Origin of the sequence: Microbacterium sp. DWRC1-3 (genome assembly GCF_049896645.1) — a bacterium.
GTDB lineage: Bacteria > Actinomycetota > Actinomycetes > Actinomycetales > Microbacteriaceae > Microbacterium > Microbacterium maritypicum.
In genome coordinates this window covers 261,556-279,015 of record NZ_JAFCUS010000002.1, presented here as the reverse complement: position 1 = coordinate 279,015, position 17,460 = coordinate 261,556, and the positions used below count along the sequence as shown (strand labels likewise).

Here is a 17,460-nt window from a genome sequence, read left to right as displayed (position 1 = left end):
TCAGCCGCGCTCCGGGGTGTGCACCCGCGCGAGGAAGCGTTCCGTGCGCGGCGACGGGCCCCGCGGGTCGAGGATCGAGACCACGACGGTCACCGTCGTCGCGAGGGGAATGGTCCAGGCGGCGGGCTGGGCGAGGTACGGCGCCGCCGCCCCGACGCCGTCGATCAGGGCATGCACGAGCAGCGCGAGGCCGGCGGCGAGACCGCCGGACAGCATCCCGGCGACCGCCCCACGAGCGGTGAGTCCTCGCCACCAGACTCCCAACAGCACGACCGGCGACAACGTCGACGCCGCCACGACGAACACCACACCGACACTCGATCCGAGACCGGCCGGGGCCGTGAGCAGCGCCACGGCGAGCGGCACCAGCGCACAGAGCACGGCCGAGAGTCGGAACGAGCGCACCGATCCTGAGAACACGTCCTGGCTGATCACTCCGGCGAGCGACACCACGAGGCCGGCAGATGTCGCCAGGAAGGCCGCGAACGCCCCGGCAACGATCAGTGCCGTGAGCAGCTCACCGAACGCCCCGGGGAAGACGCGGGACGGCAGCAGCAGCACCACGGTGTCGGCGACGCCCGGCACTGCGAGGTCGGGAGCGGCGATGCGCGCCAGCAAGCCCATCGTGCTCGAGACCGCATAGAACGCACTGACCATGCCGATCACGATCACCGTCGTGCGTCGCGCCGAGACCCCGGTCGGACTCGTGTAGAAGCGCACCAGCACATGGGGAAGACCCATGGTTCCCAGCAGCAGCGCAAGCAGCAGCGAGGCCGTCTCGTAGGCGTCGAACCCCGAGGGGCCGGCCTCGACCGGGAAGACCAGCGCGGGGTCGAAGTCGTGCGGACCGCCGCTGAGCGCGAAGGCGATGAACACGACCGGCACGAGGAGAGCGGTGAGCTTGAGCCAGTACTGGAACGCCTGCACATACGTGATCGCGCGCATGCCGCCCGCGGCCACCGCTGCAGCCACGAGCACCGCCACGGTGACGGCTCCCACCCATTCCGGCAGGCCCGCCACGACGAACAGGGTGAGGCCGGCGCCGTGCAGCTGCGGCACGATGTACAGCCAGCCGATCACGAGCACCGCGATGCTCGTGACACGTCGGGCCGATGTCGACTCCAGGCGCGCCTCGATGAAGTCGGGGATCGTGTAGGCGCCGCTGCGTCGGAGCGGGGCCGCCACGAACGCGAGGACCAGGAGGTAGCCGGCCGCGTATCCGATCGGGAACCAGAACCCGCGGGCGCCGTCGAGCAATACGAGGCCCGACAGCCCGAGGAAGGTACCGGCCGAGAGGTACTCGCCACTGATCGCCGACGCGTTCCACACGGGTCGCACGGTGCGCGACGCCACGAAGAAGTCGCCCGTGGTGCGGGAGATGCGCAGTCCGTAGACCCCGATGAGCAGCGTCGCGACGATGACGAGCGCGACGCCGATGAGATCGAGCACCACGTTCATTCGCGGTCCCGGAGCGCCCGGTACCGACGCTCGTTGCGCGCGGCCGTGCGCACGTAGAGCACCGCGAAGACGACGATGATCGGATAGAACGCGTACGCCTGCAGCAACCACGACAAGGGCAGGCCCCAGACCAGGACCTGTCCGATCTCGGGGATGAGGGCGATCGTCAGGGTGAGCGCGATCACGACGACCACGAACCCGGCGACCGTGCCGAGCGCGAGTCGGAGCTGGCTGCGCATCAGGGCCCGGGCGTACACGGCATCCGCCTCGTCCACGGGCGAGCCGGGCAGGGCGATGCCGCGGGTGAAGGTCGCTGGTCGCCGATCGGGCAGGTCGGCCGTGACGCGCACGCGCTTCGGCTTCTCGGTCATCCGGCGCCCTCTCCACGCAGCAGGGCATCGCGCACCGCCGGCACCAGACGCCGACTGACCGGCAGCGAGACCGCGCCGATCGACACGGCGGGCTCCGCCCCGGACAGACGCGCCTCGGTCACGGCGGCCGTGCGCACGAGCGAGGAGCGATGGATGCGCAGGAATCCGGCCGCCGCCCACCGAGCCTCCAGCTCCGAGATCGGGATGCGCACCAGATGCCCTGTGCCGTCGCCGGTGTGCAGCCGGGAGTAGTCTCCCTGCGCCCGCACCCAGCGCACCTCGCTGCGGCGCACGAACCGCACGACGGATCCGACCGTGACCGGCAGCACCTCGTCGTCGCCGAGGCCCGCGGTGTCGCCGAGCTCGACGACCCGGTCGACCGCCTGACGCAACCGCTCGAGGCGCACGGGCTTGAGCAGATAGTCGGCAGCCCGCAGCTCGAACGCCTCCACCGCCCTGGCCTCGTCGGCGGTCACGAACACGACGGACGGCGGTTCGGCGAGGGTCATCAGAGCGCGCGCGAGCTCCATCCCGTTCAACCCCGGCATATGGATATCGAGGAACGCGATCCGCACCGCCCGCTCGGACAGCACCCGCAGTGCCTCAGCCCCCGACGATGCCGTGAGGATCTCACCGACGCGAGGGTCGGTGCGCAGCAGGTGGACCAGCTCGTCCAGGGCGGGTCTCTCGTCGTCCGCGACGAGCACATCGATCGGAGGTGCGATGGTCATCATGAACGTCAGTCGTTGTCCGGGTCGTGCTGCGGCTGCGATTTCGGGACCCGCATGCGCACCAGGGTACCGGCGCCGGTGTTCGTCTCCACCACCAGGCCTCCATCCGCGCCGTAGAGCTGACGCAGCCGGGTGTCGACGTTGCGCAGACCCACGTGGACGCCGTCGTCGCCCGCCGTGAGGGTCGCTCTCAGCCCCTCGGGGTCCATGCCGACCCCGTCGTCCTCGACCGTGATCTCGGTGTGGGTGCCGTCGTCGCGCGAGGCGATGCGGATCTCCCCTCCCCCGACGCCGGGTTCGAGACCATGACGGACCGCGTTCTCGACGAGCGGCTGCACCGACAGGAAAGGGATGACCGTCGCGAGCGTCTCCGGCGCGATCTGCAGGGTGACCCTCAGCCGGTCACCGAAGCGGGCCCGCTCGAGCTCGAGATAGGAGTGGATGCTGCCCAGCTCTTCGGCGATCGTGGTGAACTCGCCCTGCCGACGGAACGAGTAGCGGGTGAAGTCGGCGAACTCGAGCACCAGCTCGCGCGCACGCGTGGGGTCGGTGAGCACGAACGACGCGATCGCCGTGAGGGCGTTGTAGATGAAGTGTGGGGAGATCTGCGCCCGCAACGACCGCAGCTCAGCCTCGGCCAGCTGCGTCCTCGACGCATCGAGTCCGCCGAGTTCGACCTGCGCCGCGCACCAGTCGGCGACCTCTTCGGCCGCCCGCACCAGCGCTGCCCGCACGGATGCCGCGAAGGCGACCACGACACCCACCACGCGGCCGTCGACGAGGATCGGAGCCCCGACGGCCTCGAGCTCACCGTCCCTTCCGCGCGCAGGGAAGACCTGCCGTCGACCGGAAGCGCTCACCTGCGCGGCGATGCGGCGTGCCGCGGACTCCAGTCCGTCGGAGGGGCCGTCGAACGACACGGTGCCCTCGGCGCTCACGATCGCGACCGCTGCGCTTCCGAGCAGCACGCGCAGGTGCCGTGCTGCCTTCACGACGTCGGGGGCGGAGAGCCCTGCACGCAGGTGCGGTGCCGCCAGGCTCGCCTGGTGCAGCGCCGTGAGCGCCGCCTGTTCGGCATCGCTTCCCAGGTCGGCGGCCCCACGGGCGAGTCGGCGTGCGAGCAGGAGGAGCACCGAGAGGACGATGCCGCCGAGCACGCCCAACACGGCGGCGAGAACGACGTCGGTCATGGTCCCAGCCTAGGCACCGACGACACCGCGCTCAGCAGCAGCGGGCACCGGGGTTGCGATCCTGGTCGTCCATCCGCTGCCGCCAGAACTGCCGTTCGGTCAGCGGCTCCTCGTCCGGGTGCTGACGACGCTGATGGGCGACATACGTCGCATAGGCGCTGTCGCCCATCAGAGTCGTGATGTACCAGCGGATGCCGCGCCCGGCCCGCGCCACGGCGCCGACGAGCGTCCGCAGGAGGGTGGTCGCGGCATCCGCCCGGTTCATGGTGTCGGCCATCTCAGTGGGTCGACGCCTTGCGCTCGTCGGCCAGGAGCGGCTCCCACTGCTTCTCGAGTTCGCGCTCCTCGGCGCTCGGCAGGAACCCTGCCGGAGCGAAGCGGCGCGAGGCCACGGGGGCCTCCTCGGTGTTCTCGCCGCCGCCGTTGCGGATCGCCTTGATCGTCACGATCACGGCGGCCACCATGACGACGATGGCGAGGGTCACGAAGATGATCGAGAGCGTGCCCTGCACGGCGGTGTTGCGGATGACGGCGTCGAGCACCTGGGGCTCACCGAGCGAGGTGTCTCCGCTGTCGCGGGCGGCGACGTAGCGGAAGTGATTCGCCCAGTAGCCGATCGCCGGAACCGGAGACGCGATCTTGTACAGCGAAGCCGTGATGGTCACGACCGCGGTGAACGCGAGCGGCAGCCCGATGATCCACAGCCACTTGACGTAGCTCCGACCGCGCTTGGCGACGATGGCCATCACCACGGCGAGCGCGATCGCGGCGAGCAGCTGGTTCGCGATGCCGAACAGCGGGAAGAAGGTGTTGATGCCGCCGAGCGGGTCGGTCACTCCGAGGATGAGGATCGCTCCCCAGCCGGCCACCATGATCGCGGTGCAGATCCACACTCCGGGGCGCCACGAGACGTCGCGGAACTTGGGGAACCAGGCGCCGATCGAGTCCTGCAGCATGAAGCGGGCGACGCGGGTGCCGGCGTCGACGGCGGTGAGGATGAACAGCGCCTCGAACATGATCGCGAAGTGGTACCAGAAAGCCATCATCGCCTGACCGCCGAGCGCCTGCTGCATGATGTGCGCGAGGCCGAGCGCGAGCGTCGGCGCCCCTCCGGTGCGCGAGACGATCGACTCCTCGCCGACCGCGGCTGCCGTGCCGGTGAGCATCTCGGGCGTGAGGTTCACCCCCGTCAGGCCCAGCGAGTTCACGAAGGCCACCGCCCCCTCGACTGTTCCCCCTGTCGCGGCCGTCGGGGCGTTCATCGCGAAGTAGATGCCCTGGTCGATCGAAATCGCGGCGACGAGGGCCATGATCGCGACGAACGACTCCATGAGCATGCCGCCGTAGCCGATGAAGCGCGTCTGGCGCTCCTTCTCGATGAGTTTCGGAGTGGTCCCCGACGCGATCAGCGCATGGAACCCGGAGAGCGCCCCGCACGCGATCGTGACGAACAGGAAGGGGAAGAGGGGCCCTGCGAACACCGGTCCCATGCCGTTCTCGCCGAAGACGCTGACGGCGGGGACGGTGATCTCGGGGCGCACGAGGACGATGGCTCCCGCGAGCATGACGATCACGCCGATCTTCATGAAGGTCGACAGGTAGTCGCGCGGGGCGAGCAGCAGCCAGACCGGAAGCACGGCGGCGATGAAGCCGTAGACGATGATGCCCCAGGCGATGGTCGTGCGGTCGAGGTGGAAGATCGCCTGACCCCACTCGGTACCGGCGACCCAGCCTCCGCCGATGATCGCGGCCATCAGCAGCACGAAGCCGATGATCGACACCTCGGTGACCTTGCCGGGGCGGAGGTAGCGCAGGTAGACGCCCATGAAGAGCGCGATCGGGATGGTCATCGCGACCGAGAACACGCCCCACGGGCTCTCCCCCAGCGCGTTGACGACGACGAGGGCGAGGATCGCGACGATGATCAGCATGATCAGCAGCGAGGCGATGATCGCGGCGGTGCCGCCGATCCGGCCGAGCTCCTGACGGGCCATCTGGCCGATCGTGCGTCCGCCGCGGCGCATCGAGAAGAACAGCACGGTGTAGTCCTGCACGGCGCCGGCGAGCACGACGCCCACGATGATCCAGATCGTGCCGGGGAGGTACCCCATCTGCGCGGCGAGCACGGGACCGACGAGCGGTCCGGCACCGGCGATGGCCGCGAAGTGGTGGCCGTAGAGCACGCGACGGTCGGTGGGGACGTAGTCCTTGCCGTCCTGCTTCACCTCGGCGGGCGTGGCCCTGCGGTCATCGGGTCGGGTGATGTACTTCTCGATCACCTTGGAGTAGAACCGATAGCCGATGAGGTAGGTGCACACCGCGGCGAACACGAACCAGATCGCGTTGACGGTCTCGCCGCGGACGATCGCGAGCATGGTCCAGGCGACGGCGCCCAGCAACGCGATCGCGGACCACAGGATGATCTTCGGCAGAGTCCAGCGGTTCGCCTTCTCGTGGTGCTCCTCGGTGAGGGCGACGGAGGGGAGTTTCGGATCGGTGACGATCACGGGCTCGTCGTCGACGAGTCCGGCGCCGTCGCGGCGGCGCGACGAAGGTGCGGTCATGGAGGTCTCCTCGGGATACGCGACGTTGCGTTCCCCCACGTTAGGAAAGCGATGCCGCCGCACGGGGCCGAGCGAGTGGATGCTGCGACGAGCGGCGCGGATCACGCGGTGAACGGATGCGCGCACGCAGCACAGCACCCCGCGGTCCATCGACCACGGGGTGCTGTGCGGTGTCGCGTGCGGACTACTCCCTCTTCTCCCCACGCGGTGACGGGGTCTCCGGTGCGGGGGTCTCCGGTGCGGGCGTCGCCGGGGCGCTCGTCTCCGGTGCCGGGGTCTGCGGTGCAGGAGCCTCCGGTGCCGGGGTCTCCGGCGCCGGGGTCTCGGGTGCCGGAGCCTCCGGTGCCTTCGCCTTCGGCACGTCGACCGTCAGCACGGTGCGTACATCGGAGTCGCCGTACTGCACGAGCCCGAGGTAGCGCGTGCCGGCGGTCAGACCGGTCCAGCTGAGGTCGTACGACATCTGCTTACCGCGGACCGCGGCGAGCGGGTTCGGCGTGGCGGTGAGGTCGCCCTCGCCGTCGAGCAGCACGTTGGCGTAGGTCATGTCCCACGTCATCGGGCCCGTCGTGGAGTAGATGTTCGCCACCACGAGGTACGTACCGGCCGTCGGCGACGGGATCGTGACCTGCTCGTCCGCCGAGCCGGTCGCCGAGCGCCAGCGCTGGTAGTACTGCAGGTCGTCCGGGCTCACCACCCGGTACACGGTGAGGTCGAGGTCGCTGCCCTTGTCGTCGGACGAGTCGAGGTCGAACCTCGACAGCGTCGTCCCCTCGGGCACGTTCACGATCCACGACACGTCCTTGTTCGCGTCGCCCGACTTCTCGTCTCCCGAGTGACCGTCGACGGGGTTGTCCGCGTCGGCGAGCATCTCGAACGGCGTCAGACCCGAGAGTCCGAGTGCCAGATCACCGGTGAGGCCGGGGGTGATGTCCACCGTGGTGCTGCCGTCGACGCCGGTGCCCGTGACCTCCGCCGGAGCGTCGGCCGTGACCGGGAACAGCGCGATCGGCGACCGCACCGAGTTCTTCGCACTCGTCCAGGTCAGCGAGCCGGTGGCCCACTGCTCCACGGGGGCGCTGGCGTTGTCGAACGTGACCGTGAAGGTCTTCGTCTGGCCGGGACGGTCGAACTTGAGCTGCTGAGGTGTGACCTTGATGTTCACTCCCGGCACCGAGGCCTTGGCGGTGAAGGTGCCCTTCTCGGTCGAGGTGACCGTGCGGGTGACGGTCTGCGCGCTGGTCAGCGAGCCGATCGAGATCGACGCCTGGTTCAGATCGCTGCCGTCGATCGGGTCGATGCCGGGGAAGTCCGACAGCCCCTTCCCGTCGAGGAACGCCGCCCAGTCCTTGACCCCGTTGAGGTAGAGCAGACCCGGGTTCAGGTACCGCTTCGGGTCGACCTGACCCGCACCCTGCTCGAACGGGTTCTTGTTCTTCGATCCGTCGGGCAGCACCGTGTCGTAGGCCGTGGTCATCATCGCCGACTTGATCTCGGCCGGCGTCGCCTTGGGGCGCTCGCCGAGGTACAGAGCCGCGAGACCCGCGACGTGCGGCGAGGCCATCGACGTGCCGGAGAGGATGCCGAAGGTCGGCTTCTCGCCCGGTGCGTTCTCGGTCGCCGCGAGGATCGCGACACCGGGAGCCGCGACGTCCGGCTTCATCACATCGCTGCCGTCGGCCAGCATCGGTCCACGGCTCGAGAATCCCGCGATCTGCGGCGTCGGGGTGGTCACGCCCGTGGTGTTCTCACCGACGAGGGTGATCGGACGGTCCACGCCGCCCTGCACGTACGCGAGCACGGCGGCGCGGTGCACGGCGTTCAGGTGCACGGTCGGCACGGCGTGGAAGTCGTTGTCGAGCGAGTCAGCCCCACCGGGCACGTTCACGAGGACCATGCCCATGCCACCGGCGTCCTTGACCACCTGCGACTTCTCGGCGCGGGCGTTGCCTCCGCGATCGCAGACCACGATGTGGCCGGCGACCTTCGCGGGGTCGAGGGTGCCGGGCAGGCAGAGCTGCGGATCGGCGGCTCCTGCGGCGGCGGCATCCACGGCGGCGATCGACGGACCGGTGACCGTCTGCCCGAACGGCACGCTCACCGAGGCTCCGGCCTGCTCGAATCCGTCGAACTGCACCGTGCCCTCCCAGGTGGGGATGGTGGAGGCGGCGACCGTCGTGTACCAGGGCGATGCGTGATCGGCCGTGACCGGGTCGGGGCCGTCGTTGCCGGCGCTCGTCGCGACGAAGACACCCGCGGCTGCGGCGTTGAAGAACGCGAGGTCCTCCGGAGCCATCACGGTGCTCGCGGCGCCTCCGCCGATGGAGTAGTTGATCACGTCGACGCCGTCGGCGACGGCCTGGTCGATCGCGGCGATCAGGTCGCTCTGCGCGCAGATGTCATCCGTGGTCACCGTCGTGTCTGGACCGACGTAGCAGGCCTTGTAGGCCGAGATCTTCGCCGCGGGCGCGACTCCCGAGATCGTGCCGAAATCGACGTTCTCGATGCTGGCCTTGACCTTGAAGTTGCCCGCCGCGGTGCTCGCGGTGTGGGAGCCGTGGCCGTCGCCGTCCCGGGGCGAGAGGTAGTCGTACTGGAAATCGAAACCGGCCGCCTCGGCTCCGGCGTAGAAGTACTGTCCGCCGATGAGCTTCGACGAATAGTCGCTCTTGTCCCAGTCCTGGCCCTCGACCATCGCTGCCTGGAACTGCCCGCCGTCCGACTTGTCGAAGTAGACGTAGGTGCCGTCGGTGTAGGGCTGAGCGCCCTTGTTGCGGTTGTGCTGCTTCTTCTGCTTCTTGATCTTCTTGCCCTCGAACGAGGGGTGCTCGGGGGCGATGCCGGTGTCGATCACGCCGACCACGACGCCCTCTCCGGCTTTCTCGACCCCTCCGGTCTGCTGCCACACGCCGCCGCGGCCCTTGCGGTCGTCGCCGAGCCCGAGGTAGTCGGTCGACGTCTGCGCATCGGGGTGACGGATCTCATCCGGGTACACCCCGATGACGTCCTTCGACGCACGAAGTGCGTCGACCTGTTCGCCGCTGAGGTCGGCGCTGAAGCCGTTCAGCACCACCTGGTAGGTGGTGTCGGGGGTGACGCCGATGTCGCTGACGAGGTCGGTCTGCTCGGTCTGCAGATGCTCGACATAGCGTTGCGAATCCTGCGACTGCGTCTCCAGCTGCTCGCCTTCGGCGGGCTTGGTGGCCTTCAGACCCTTGACGTCGCCTTCGTAGGTGGCGAGCGGATCCGACTTCATCACCACGATGTAGTGCCCGGGGGTGCCTGCGACGGGGACGGGGTGCGTCACCTCCTCCGTCGCGGCGTAGCCGGTGGTTGCCGTCGATGCGATGAACAGCGTGGCCAGGGTGGTGGCGGCTGCCATCCGGAGGGGTGTTCGACCCATGTGGTGCTCCCGATGATCACGGCGCAGCCGCGTTGCTGCACCGCGGCCAACATAGTCCGGCTCTCGGCGATCGACGCGAGATCTGGCCGATCGACCAACCCGCATTCGCCGATCGACCAGGGTTATCCACGGCCGCCCTCCCGATAGGTCGACAGTAAGCTGGAGAGGTGGCCCGCACCTCCGTCCTGTCGACCCGCGTACTGCTCGTCTGCGCGGCGATCGGTGTCGCAACGGGCATCCTCGCGGGCATCGCCGGCTGGGTGACACCTGTCCTGCTGGCCAGTCCGCTGCTGTTCCTCTACGGCCTCGTGCTCGGTTCGCACGTGCTGCCGGGGATCATCGCGCAGGAGGTTCTGCGCCTTCCGCTCGTCGCGCTCATCACCCATGTGTTCGCCGCCCTGATCGCGAGCGCCTTCAACCCCGCCTGGGCGCTGCGCTTCATCGGCACCGCGCTGCTGTTCGGCCTGATCCAGGAGGGGGTCGCCGCCCTCACCCGCTATCGCTCCTGGGGACCGTGGCGCTTCTTCCTCTCGGCGGCGATCATCGGCGTCTTCGTCGCGGTCGTGGTGTTCTTCGCCGCTCATCTCTCGGTGATGCCGCTGTGGGCGCAGCTGCTGTACCTCGCGATCTCCGTGCTCGGACCCATCGCGTGGACCGCTGTCGGCCTCGCGATCGGCTCGGCGCTCAGTCGCGCCGGCGTCGCCCGCCGGTAGGCACCGCTCCCAGCCGTCTCGCGACCGCGCCCGAGATCGAGCTCACGAGCGCTTCGAGCGGACCACGACGCTGCAGCGCGGCCAGGATCGCACCGACGACGAGCGCCCCCAGGATGTGGACCCCGAGGATCCCCGGCCCGAGGTACCACCACGGGATGTCGGCCGGCGCGTCGATCTGACCGACGGACGCCAGCGCGACGGTCGCGGCAGCCGCCGCGAGGACGTGGAGCGTGTAGACCGTGAGGGGTGCGGCTCCCGCCGCCCTGATCGGCTCCAGCACGCGGAGGGCGGCCTTCGGGAGGACGCCGGCGAGGAACAGCATGCTCGCGATGACGAAGAGGGCGATGCCGACGCCGCGCAGGATGTCGAGGGTCGTTCCCGTGTGCGGAGTCTGCAGCGCGAGCGCCCACCACTCCGGGGAGAGCGGTGCGCCGAAGCCCGGGGATCCGGCCAGGCCGTCGATCGCCTCGGCGGCCTCCACCGGCATCGTCGCGATCACCGCAGCGCGCCCGAAGAGACCGTAGACCAGGGCACTGACCGACACCGCGAGCACGGCGAGAAGAGCGCCGACTCCGGCCATCCAGGCGAGGAGACGGGGCTCCGCCGCATTCCGGCGTGCGCCAATCAGCAGCTTCGCCACGGCCATGCCCACGAGCACGTAGACGATCCAGGTGATGACGGGGTAGGTCCCGGTGACGAAGACCGCCCGCAGAGCCACGAGCGGCTCTCCCCACTGCGGCCAGCTCACACCGCCGCCCTCTCCGACGACGCCGATCATCCCTCGCAGCTGGGCGTTGAGGATGGGGCCGATGACCGCGAGGACTCCTGCCCACACGAGCAGTCCCTTCGCGCCCATCCGCAGGAACGGGATGCTGCCCAGCATCGCCACCCCGAAGTAGACGAGGACGACGACGATGCTCCCCGGCGCCAGGGCGAGCGTGGCCCCGAGCACGATGACGAGGAGACCGCGCACAGCCATCGCCCACCGGGCCGCCGCGATGTGCCCCCGCTCCAGGTAGGAGCGGGTCGCCAGGACCACGCTGATCCCGCCCACGACCGCGAACAGGGTCGACGCGTTCCCGTCGACGACGTTCGACAGCCAGGAGATGTGGCCCGGCATGCCGACCGGCGGGAGGAGGTGCGCGCAGAACATGCCGATGATCGCCAGGAACCGGGCGAAGTCGATGCCGACCATACGGCCGAGCTCTCCCCGGGATCCGGTCCCGCCTTCGCGGCGCGTCGGCGCGCGTCCGCTCTCCTGCGGCTTCGCGATCGCGATCGTGTTCGTGTCTTCTCGCACGTTCTCCCCTTGTTCCGTTCGGCGCACAGAATGACGCCTCTACGACGATGCCCTGCATGCGGGCACAGCGCGTCCGCCTTCGGGATGACCGCTGTCATCCGGAAGAGGGCTTCTGCGCGCATGGATTATCAGGTAAGGCTCAGCTAAGTTAGAGGGGTACGATCCGCCGACCCGGGACTCCACCGTGCGCCCATCCGCGCCCCTGCTCCGCGTGCGTGAGCTCTCGCTCACCCACGCCGATGCGGCGCACCCCTCACCACGCGATGTGACCTTCGACATCGACGCGGGCGAAGTCGTGCTCCTGCTCGGACCGTCCGGTTCCGGCAAGTCGACGCTCACCCTCGCGCTGAACGGCCTGATCCCCCACGCACTCCCCGCGCGCATGGTCGGCACCGTCGAGGCGGGCGGGATCGACACCGCGAGCGCGCAGACGGCCGTGCTGAGCACACAGGTCGCGATGGTCTTCCAGGACCCCGATGCGCAGATCGTCACCGGAAGCGTCTACGACGAGGTCGCGTTCGGCCCCGAGAACCTGCTGCTCCCGCTCGAAGTCGTCGAGAGTCGCGTCGAGGAAGCACTGCGACGGGTCGGCCTCTGGGATCGGCGCGATGAGAACCCCGATCATCTCTCCGGTGGCGGGAGGCAGAGACTCGCGATCGCGGGCGCTCTCGCGATGGGATCGGCGCTGATCGTGCTCGACGAGCCGACGGCCAACCTCGACCCCCAGGGCATCGACGACGTGTACGCCGCCCTGGCGGAGGTCGTCGCCGCCGGAGACCGCGCCATCCTGCTCGTGGAGCACAACCTCGACGCGGCGATGGCGTTCGTCACGCGTGCGATCGTGTTCGACCGCGAAGGTCGCGTCGCCTTCGACGGACCGGCCGCCGAGGTCATCCGCGAGCATGCCGATGAGCTGGTCGGGATGGGCGTGTGGCTTCCCGGCGCCACCCTGGCGGCGCTGCGCCTTCGGAGCCAGGGGTTCTCCCTCGACCCACTGCCGCTGTCGCCGCAGGAGCTCGCTGCCGCGCTCGAGCGCGAGGGACTCTCCTCCCGCTCCGCCCGGCCGCCCGGCGCCGGAGGTTCCGGGCCACTGAGCGACGAGAGCGACGGCGAGACGGGACGCCAGGCGCCGCCGATCATCCGCGCCCGCGGGCTGACCGTGCGCCGACGCCGGACCGAGATCCTGCACGGGATCGACCTCGACCTCGAGGCCGGCAGCCTCACGGCCATCGTCGGGGCGAACGGTGCGGGCAAGACCACGCTGATCCAGGCGCTCGCGGGCGTCGTCCCCCCACCGCGCGGGCAGGTATCCGTGGACGGCGTCGACGCGGGGGCCGCGTCTCCGCGCGACCTCGCCGCACGCATCGGGTTCGTGTTCCAGAATCCGGAGCACCAGTTCATCGCGGCGACGGTCTTCGACGAGCTGGCCCACGGTCTGCGGCTGCGCCACGTGCCGGATGCCGAGATCTCGGCTCGCGTCGACGAGATGCTCACCCGCTTCGGGCTGGAGCACAAGGCGGATGTGCATCCGTTCCTGCTCTCCGGCGGCGAGAAGCGGCGACTGTCGGTGGGTACCGCACTGATCACCCGTCCGCGCGTGCTGGCGCTCGACGAACCCACCTTCGGACAGGACCGCGCCAGGGCCGCCGAGCTCCTCGATCTGCTGCAGAATCTGCGTGCGGAGGGGACGACGATCGTGATCGTCACGCATGACCTCCAGCTCGTGGCCGAGCACACCACTCACGTCGTCGTCCTCGCCGATGGTCGGGTGCGGGCGGTCGGGCCCACCGCCGCTCTTCTGCAGGACGAGCAGCTGTTCGCCGCCGCGGGACTGCGCCTGCCGGCCCTGCAGCGCGTGCTGACCTCCGCCGGGCTCGGAGCGACATCGTGACCACGGCGACGTTCGACCCTTACGCACGGATGACGGCGACATCGCGACGACAGTTCCTGTACGCGCTGAACCCGCTCGCGAAGATCGCCGGATTCGCGCCGGCGATGGTGCTGCTGGTCTTCGTGCGGGATCTGGCCACCCCCGTGGCCTTCCTGGTGCTCGCCTACGCCCTGATCCTGGTCGGCGCACGCCTGACGGGCAGACTCCTCGCCCTGCTGCTGCTCGGGCTCCCCGCCGGCATGCTGCTGATCGGTGTCGGCTTCTCGCTGTGGGTCGATGCCGGCCTCGTCGCCGGCAGTGCCCCCGTCCTGCAGATCGGTGACTGGACGCTCTACAGCGGGGCCCTGCTGATCGGTTTCGCGACCGCGCTGCGGCTCGGCTCGATCGTCGCGCTCGCGCTCGTCGGCGGGCTCACCACCAGCGGCCCCGATCTCGTGCGGGCCAGTGTGCAGCAGCTGCGGGTTCCCTACCGGATCGGCTACACGGCCCTGGCCGCGTTCCGGTTCGTGCCGCGGTTCGGCCATGAGCTGTCGGTGATCAGGGCCGCTCATCGGGTGCGCGGGTATCACGGCGGACGCGGACCCTTCGCGCGCATCGCTCGGGGGTGGGGGTACATCGTGCCGCTGCTGGCCGGGGCCATCCGTCACGCAGAGCGCGTGGCACTCGCGATGGACTCGCGTGCATTCGGTGCGCACTCGACGCGCACAGAGCGACACCTCGTCCCGTTCCGCACGCGGGACACCGTCTTCACCGTCGCGACCCTGCTGGCGTCGGCGGCGATCTTCGTCGTGTCCTTCCCCTGGCAGCTTCCCTGAAAGGCGCATCATGGCCTACAGCAAGATGGTCAAACCCGAGTCGGCCGATCTCATCCAGCTGGTCGTGCTGCGCACGCGACGGCTGTCGACGCACTGGATCCGTGTGACGCTCGGCGGCGGCGAGATCGAGAAGTTCCGTCCGATGGGGTTCGACCAGTGGTTCCGGCTGTTCCTCCCGATCGGGGGCGACGCGGGCCTCGAGCGGGTGCCGGCGAAGGCGAACAAGGTGTTCGGGTATCTGAAGTTCCTGCGCATCCCCGACGGCGAGCGTCCGGTGATGCGCAACTACAGCGTGCGGGCATTCCGCCCGGCGACCGCGGATGCCGGTGCCGAGATCGACGTGGACTTCGTGCTGCACGGATCGGCGGCCGACGGTACCGCCGGACCGGCCTCGCGGTGGGCCGAGACCTGCCGGCCGGGCGAGCATGTTCTGATCATCGACGAGGGGCTCACGTTCAATCCGCAGCGCGGCGTGGATCGCGTCGTGCTCGTCGGCGATGAGACCGCCCTGCCCGCGATCGCCTCGATCTGTGCCTCGCTTCCGGCCGGCGCCATCGGTACCGCGATCGTCGAGACGCCGAGCGAGGAGGATGCGCTGGAGTTCGCGCATCCCTCGGGCATCGAGGTCGTGCGGATCGTGCGGCCGCACGGCGTCGCTCCCGGTTCGCTCGCTCTGGACGCGCTCGCCCGCACCACCCTGCCGGAGGCTCCGTTCCACGCCTATGCGGCGGGCGAGCAGGCGCTCGCCTCCGGCGCCCGCAAGCACCTCGTCGGCGAGCGCGGGGTGGACAAGAATGCGGTGAGCTTCTGCGGGTACTGGCGGGTCGGTGCAGCCTCCCCCGCGTCGAAGGCCGCTCGCGAGGCCGCGGCGGAGCCCCTGGCATGAGCGCGGATGCCGCGGGCCGGTCGCCCCGCACCGGCGGACGATTCCGCTTCCCCACCGTCATCCTGCTGACCTGTGCGGCGCTCGGTGTGGCGGGAGCGGTGCTTCTCGCACCGATGAACTGGTTCTCGACCGTGCTGACCGGGCCGCTCCCGTTCGTGGGCATGGCGCTCGCCGGTCTCTGGCTGCTGCCATCGGTGATCGCGCTACGGCTGCTGCATCGTCCGCTCGTCGGACTGCTCGTCGCGCTGATCGCCGGTCTCGTGATGGTGCCGTTCTCCGGATACGGTTTCAGCACCGTGCTGACCAATCTCTGGTGGGCGGCCTTCACGGAGCTGCCGTTCCTGTTCGTGCTCTGGCGCTACTGGGGCACCTGGATGCACTATCTCGGTGCCGTCATCGTGGGCATCGTGTATCCGATCTCGGCGTGGGCGTGGTTCGACCTCGGGTCCATGTCTCTCTTCGCCCAGATCGCGTTCTTCGCCGTGTCGATCGCCAGCTGCGTCGGCGGCACGGCCCTCGGCATCCTGATCGCCGACCGTCTCCGCAGGGCGGGAATCGGCAGGCACCGCTGAACCGCGAGAGCGCAGCCGCACACGCCGGGCGGTGACATCGCCGGGCCGTGACGTCGAGCCGCGACGTCGTCAGGCAGCGACGTGGTCAGGCAGCGACGTGGTCAGGCCGCGATGTCGAAGCGTGCGCGGCCTCCGAGCCTCGGGGTTCGCGCAGAGTCGACGTATCGCGGCGGAATGAACCACACCCGCCCCGCCGCACCGCTCCCGCTCCCGCTCCCGCTCCCGCTCCCGCTCCCGCTCCCGCTCCCGGCAGTATCGATGCGGATCTGCCACCCGTTGTCGTGGATGCGATGGTGACACGTTTCGCACAGCAGCACCCCGTTGGAGAGATCGGTCGGCCCGTGGTCTCGTCTCCACCATCGAATGTGATGCGCCTTGGTCATCTCCGGCGGCAACCCGCACATCGCGCATCCCCCATCACGCTCCACCAGCGCCAGCCGTTGCGCCCGGGTGAACAACCGCTTCTCCCGTCCCCAATCGAGGATCTCGCTGTCTCCGCCGAGAACACACGGGATCACGCCGCCCCCGGCCGCCATCCGCCGCGCGGCCCCGACGCTGACCGGCTGATCGACCCCGTCCACGGTCGCCGTCCCCGTGCCGGCCTCCAGATCGTCGAGGTTCATCCGCACGATCACCGTCGCACCGGCGACCGGCACCCGCTGCTCGCACCCGAGCACGTGCGCGCAGAACACCGCGAGAGCATCGGCCTGGATCATCGGCACCGTCCGCCGATCCGCATCGGGCGCCTCCGCATCGGGCGCGTCTTTCCGCGCGGCGAACACGGCGGTCACATAGCCCCGGATCGCGGTGACCACGGGCGCAGCGGTCTCGACATCGAGCACCGCGTTCAGATGCACCATTCCCTCACGCTCGAACAGTGTCAGCGCGCGCCTGCCGCGGCGCTCTTCCTCCCGAGGCTCCAGACCATCCGGATCGAGCCATGCTTCTGCACGGACCACGAGCTTTCGCACATCGTCGAGTGCCAGACCTGCCGCCTTCTCCGCCAGCATTCGCTCGGCTTCGACGACACGCTCCACCCCCGTGGCGATCCGACAACGATCGAGCAACCCGATGATCATCGCGGCGGCGGGAGCACCGAGGGCCCCCGATTCCAGCGCCTCGCTCACCAGCGGATACTTCGCCGGCAGACGCGCACCCAGAAGGTCGCTCCGGGGCGCCGTCGCCTCTCCCACCTTGACGAGGCGCGACGCATCACCGGTCGACACCCCCGTGGCTGCCGCGATCAACGTCGCCGGGTTGCGGTAGCCCTGCTGCTTGGCCAGGCTCTCCGCCCCGAGCTCCGGACGCGACTCGCGGGAGATGCACGCCGCCACCGACACATGCACGGCGTCCAACCGACGCCGCAGCACCCCGATAGACGCGCTCACCTCGATCAGCTGCTCGCGGGACAGCTCCCCGGAGTCACCGGCATCTGACCACGCCTCATCGAGGCGTGACATCGCCTCGTGCAACGCGGTCAATTTCGACATACTCGATTCTACCGCGAACGGTCTCGACATTCGAAGTTATGTTCTATTGAATACCGGTGCGACCAGCATGTCGTGA

The 17,460-nt window shown here is 69.6% G+C and carries 14 protein-coding genes; 5 read left to right on the top strand and 9 right to left on the bottom strand.

Features of this window, described 5'->3' with window-relative positions; translation table 11 throughout:
• The 7 genes from ACP699_RS14020 to ACP699_RS13990 all read right to left on the bottom strand — a co-directional run bounded on the left by ACP699_RS14020 (position 1) and on the right by ACP699_RS13990 (position 9,717).
• The gene (locus ACP699_RS14020; protein ID WP_426171893.1) at positions 1-1,458 is read right to left on the bottom strand and encodes a cation acetate symporter; all 1,458 of its coding nucleotides are present in this window, start codon (positions 1,456-1,458) and stop codon (positions 1-3) included.
• Positions 1,455-1,829 (bottom strand): hypothetical protein, encoded by a 375-nt coding sequence (locus ACP699_RS14015; protein WP_055869524.1) that lies wholly within the window; start codon positions 1,827-1,829, stop codon positions 1,455-1,457. The genes ACP699_RS14020 and ACP699_RS14015 overlap by 4 nt, the downstream gene beginning before the upstream one ends.
• On the bottom strand, positions 1,826-2,560 hold the full coding sequence (locus ACP699_RS14010) for a LytR/AlgR family response regulator transcription factor (protein WP_426172557.1): 735 nt from the start codon (positions 2,558-2,560) through the stop codon (positions 1,826-1,828). The genes ACP699_RS14015 and ACP699_RS14010 overlap by 4 nt, the downstream gene beginning before the upstream one ends.
• A gap of 8 nt (positions 2,561-2,568) precedes the next feature.
• A complete protein-coding gene (locus ACP699_RS14005) occupies positions 2,569-3,750 on the bottom strand; it encodes a sensor histidine kinase (RefSeq protein WP_055876661.1) in 1,182 nt (393 codons plus the stop codon).
• 31 nt (positions 3,751-3,781) lie between these two features.
• Positions 3,782-4,027, bottom strand: a complete 246-nt coding sequence (locus ACP699_RS14000; protein ID WP_055869518.1) for a YbdD/YjiX family protein — start codon at positions 4,025-4,027, stop codon at positions 3,782-3,784.
• A 1-nt stretch (position 4,028) separates the two neighbouring features.
• Positions 4,029-6,314 (bottom strand): carbon starvation CstA family protein, encoded by a 2,286-nt coding sequence (locus tag ACP699_RS13995; RefSeq protein WP_055869515.1) that lies wholly within the window; start codon positions 6,312-6,314, stop codon positions 4,029-4,031.
• Between the two features lie 184 nt (positions 6,315-6,498).
• A complete protein-coding gene (locus tag ACP699_RS13990; protein ID WP_426171890.1) occupies positions 6,499-9,717 on the bottom strand; it encodes a S8 family serine peptidase in 3,219 nt (1,072 codons plus the stop codon).
• 167 nt (positions 9,718-9,884) lie between these two features.
• Here ACP699_RS13990 and ACP699_RS13985 point away from each other — a divergent pair, with 167 nt between their 5' ends.
• The gene (locus tag ACP699_RS13985) at positions 9,885-10,430 is read left to right on the top strand and encodes an ECF transporter S component (protein ID WP_017831382.1); all 546 of its coding nucleotides are present in this window, start codon (positions 9,885-9,887) and stop codon (positions 10,428-10,430) included.
• On the opposite strand, the gene ACP699_RS13980 is transcribed toward ACP699_RS13985, so the two are convergent.
• Positions 10,402-11,730 (bottom strand): heparan-alpha-glucosaminide N-acetyltransferase domain-containing protein, encoded by a 1,329-nt coding sequence (locus tag ACP699_RS13980; protein WP_426171887.1) that lies wholly within the window; start codon positions 11,728-11,730, stop codon positions 10,402-10,404. The two genes, ACP699_RS13985 and ACP699_RS13980, sit on opposite strands and share 29 nt — an antisense overlap.
• 184 nt (positions 11,731-11,914) lie before the next feature.
• Here ACP699_RS13980 and ACP699_RS13975 point away from each other — a divergent pair, with 184 nt between their 5' ends.
• Genes ACP699_RS13975 through ACP699_RS13960 form a run of 4 tightly spaced genes read left to right on the top strand, consistent with a single transcriptional unit; the run spans position 11,915 to position 15,894 of the window.
• Positions 11,915-13,621: an ABC transporter ATP-binding protein gene (locus ACP699_RS13975; RefSeq protein WP_426171885.1), complete on the top strand. Its 1,707-nt coding sequence runs from the start codon at positions 11,915-11,917 to the stop codon at positions 13,619-13,621.
• Positions 13,618-14,436 (top strand): energy-coupling factor transporter transmembrane component T, encoded by an 819-nt coding sequence (locus ACP699_RS13970; protein WP_082531498.1) that lies wholly within the window; start codon positions 13,618-13,620, stop codon positions 14,434-14,436. Before ACP699_RS13975 ends, ACP699_RS13970 begins: the two co-directional genes overlap by 4 nt.
• Positions 14,437-14,446: 10 nt before the next feature.
• On the top strand, positions 14,447-15,322 hold the full coding sequence (locus ACP699_RS13965; RefSeq protein ID WP_017831378.1) for a siderophore-interacting protein: 876 nt from the start codon (positions 14,447-14,449) through the stop codon (positions 15,320-15,322).
• The gene (locus ACP699_RS13960; protein WP_426171882.1) at positions 15,319-15,894 is read left to right on the top strand and encodes an ECF transporter S component; all 576 of its coding nucleotides are present in this window, start codon (positions 15,319-15,321) and stop codon (positions 15,892-15,894) included. The genes ACP699_RS13965 and ACP699_RS13960 overlap by 4 nt, the downstream gene beginning before the upstream one ends.
• 101 nt (positions 15,895-15,995) lie before the next feature.
• Here ACP699_RS13960 and ACP699_RS13955 read toward each other — a convergent pair whose 3' ends face one another.
• On the bottom strand, positions 15,996-17,384 hold the full coding sequence (locus tag ACP699_RS13955) for a DUF222 domain-containing protein (protein ID WP_426171880.1): 1,389 nt from the start codon (positions 17,382-17,384) through the stop codon (positions 15,996-15,998).
• Positions 17,385-17,460 lie beyond the last annotated feature (76 nt).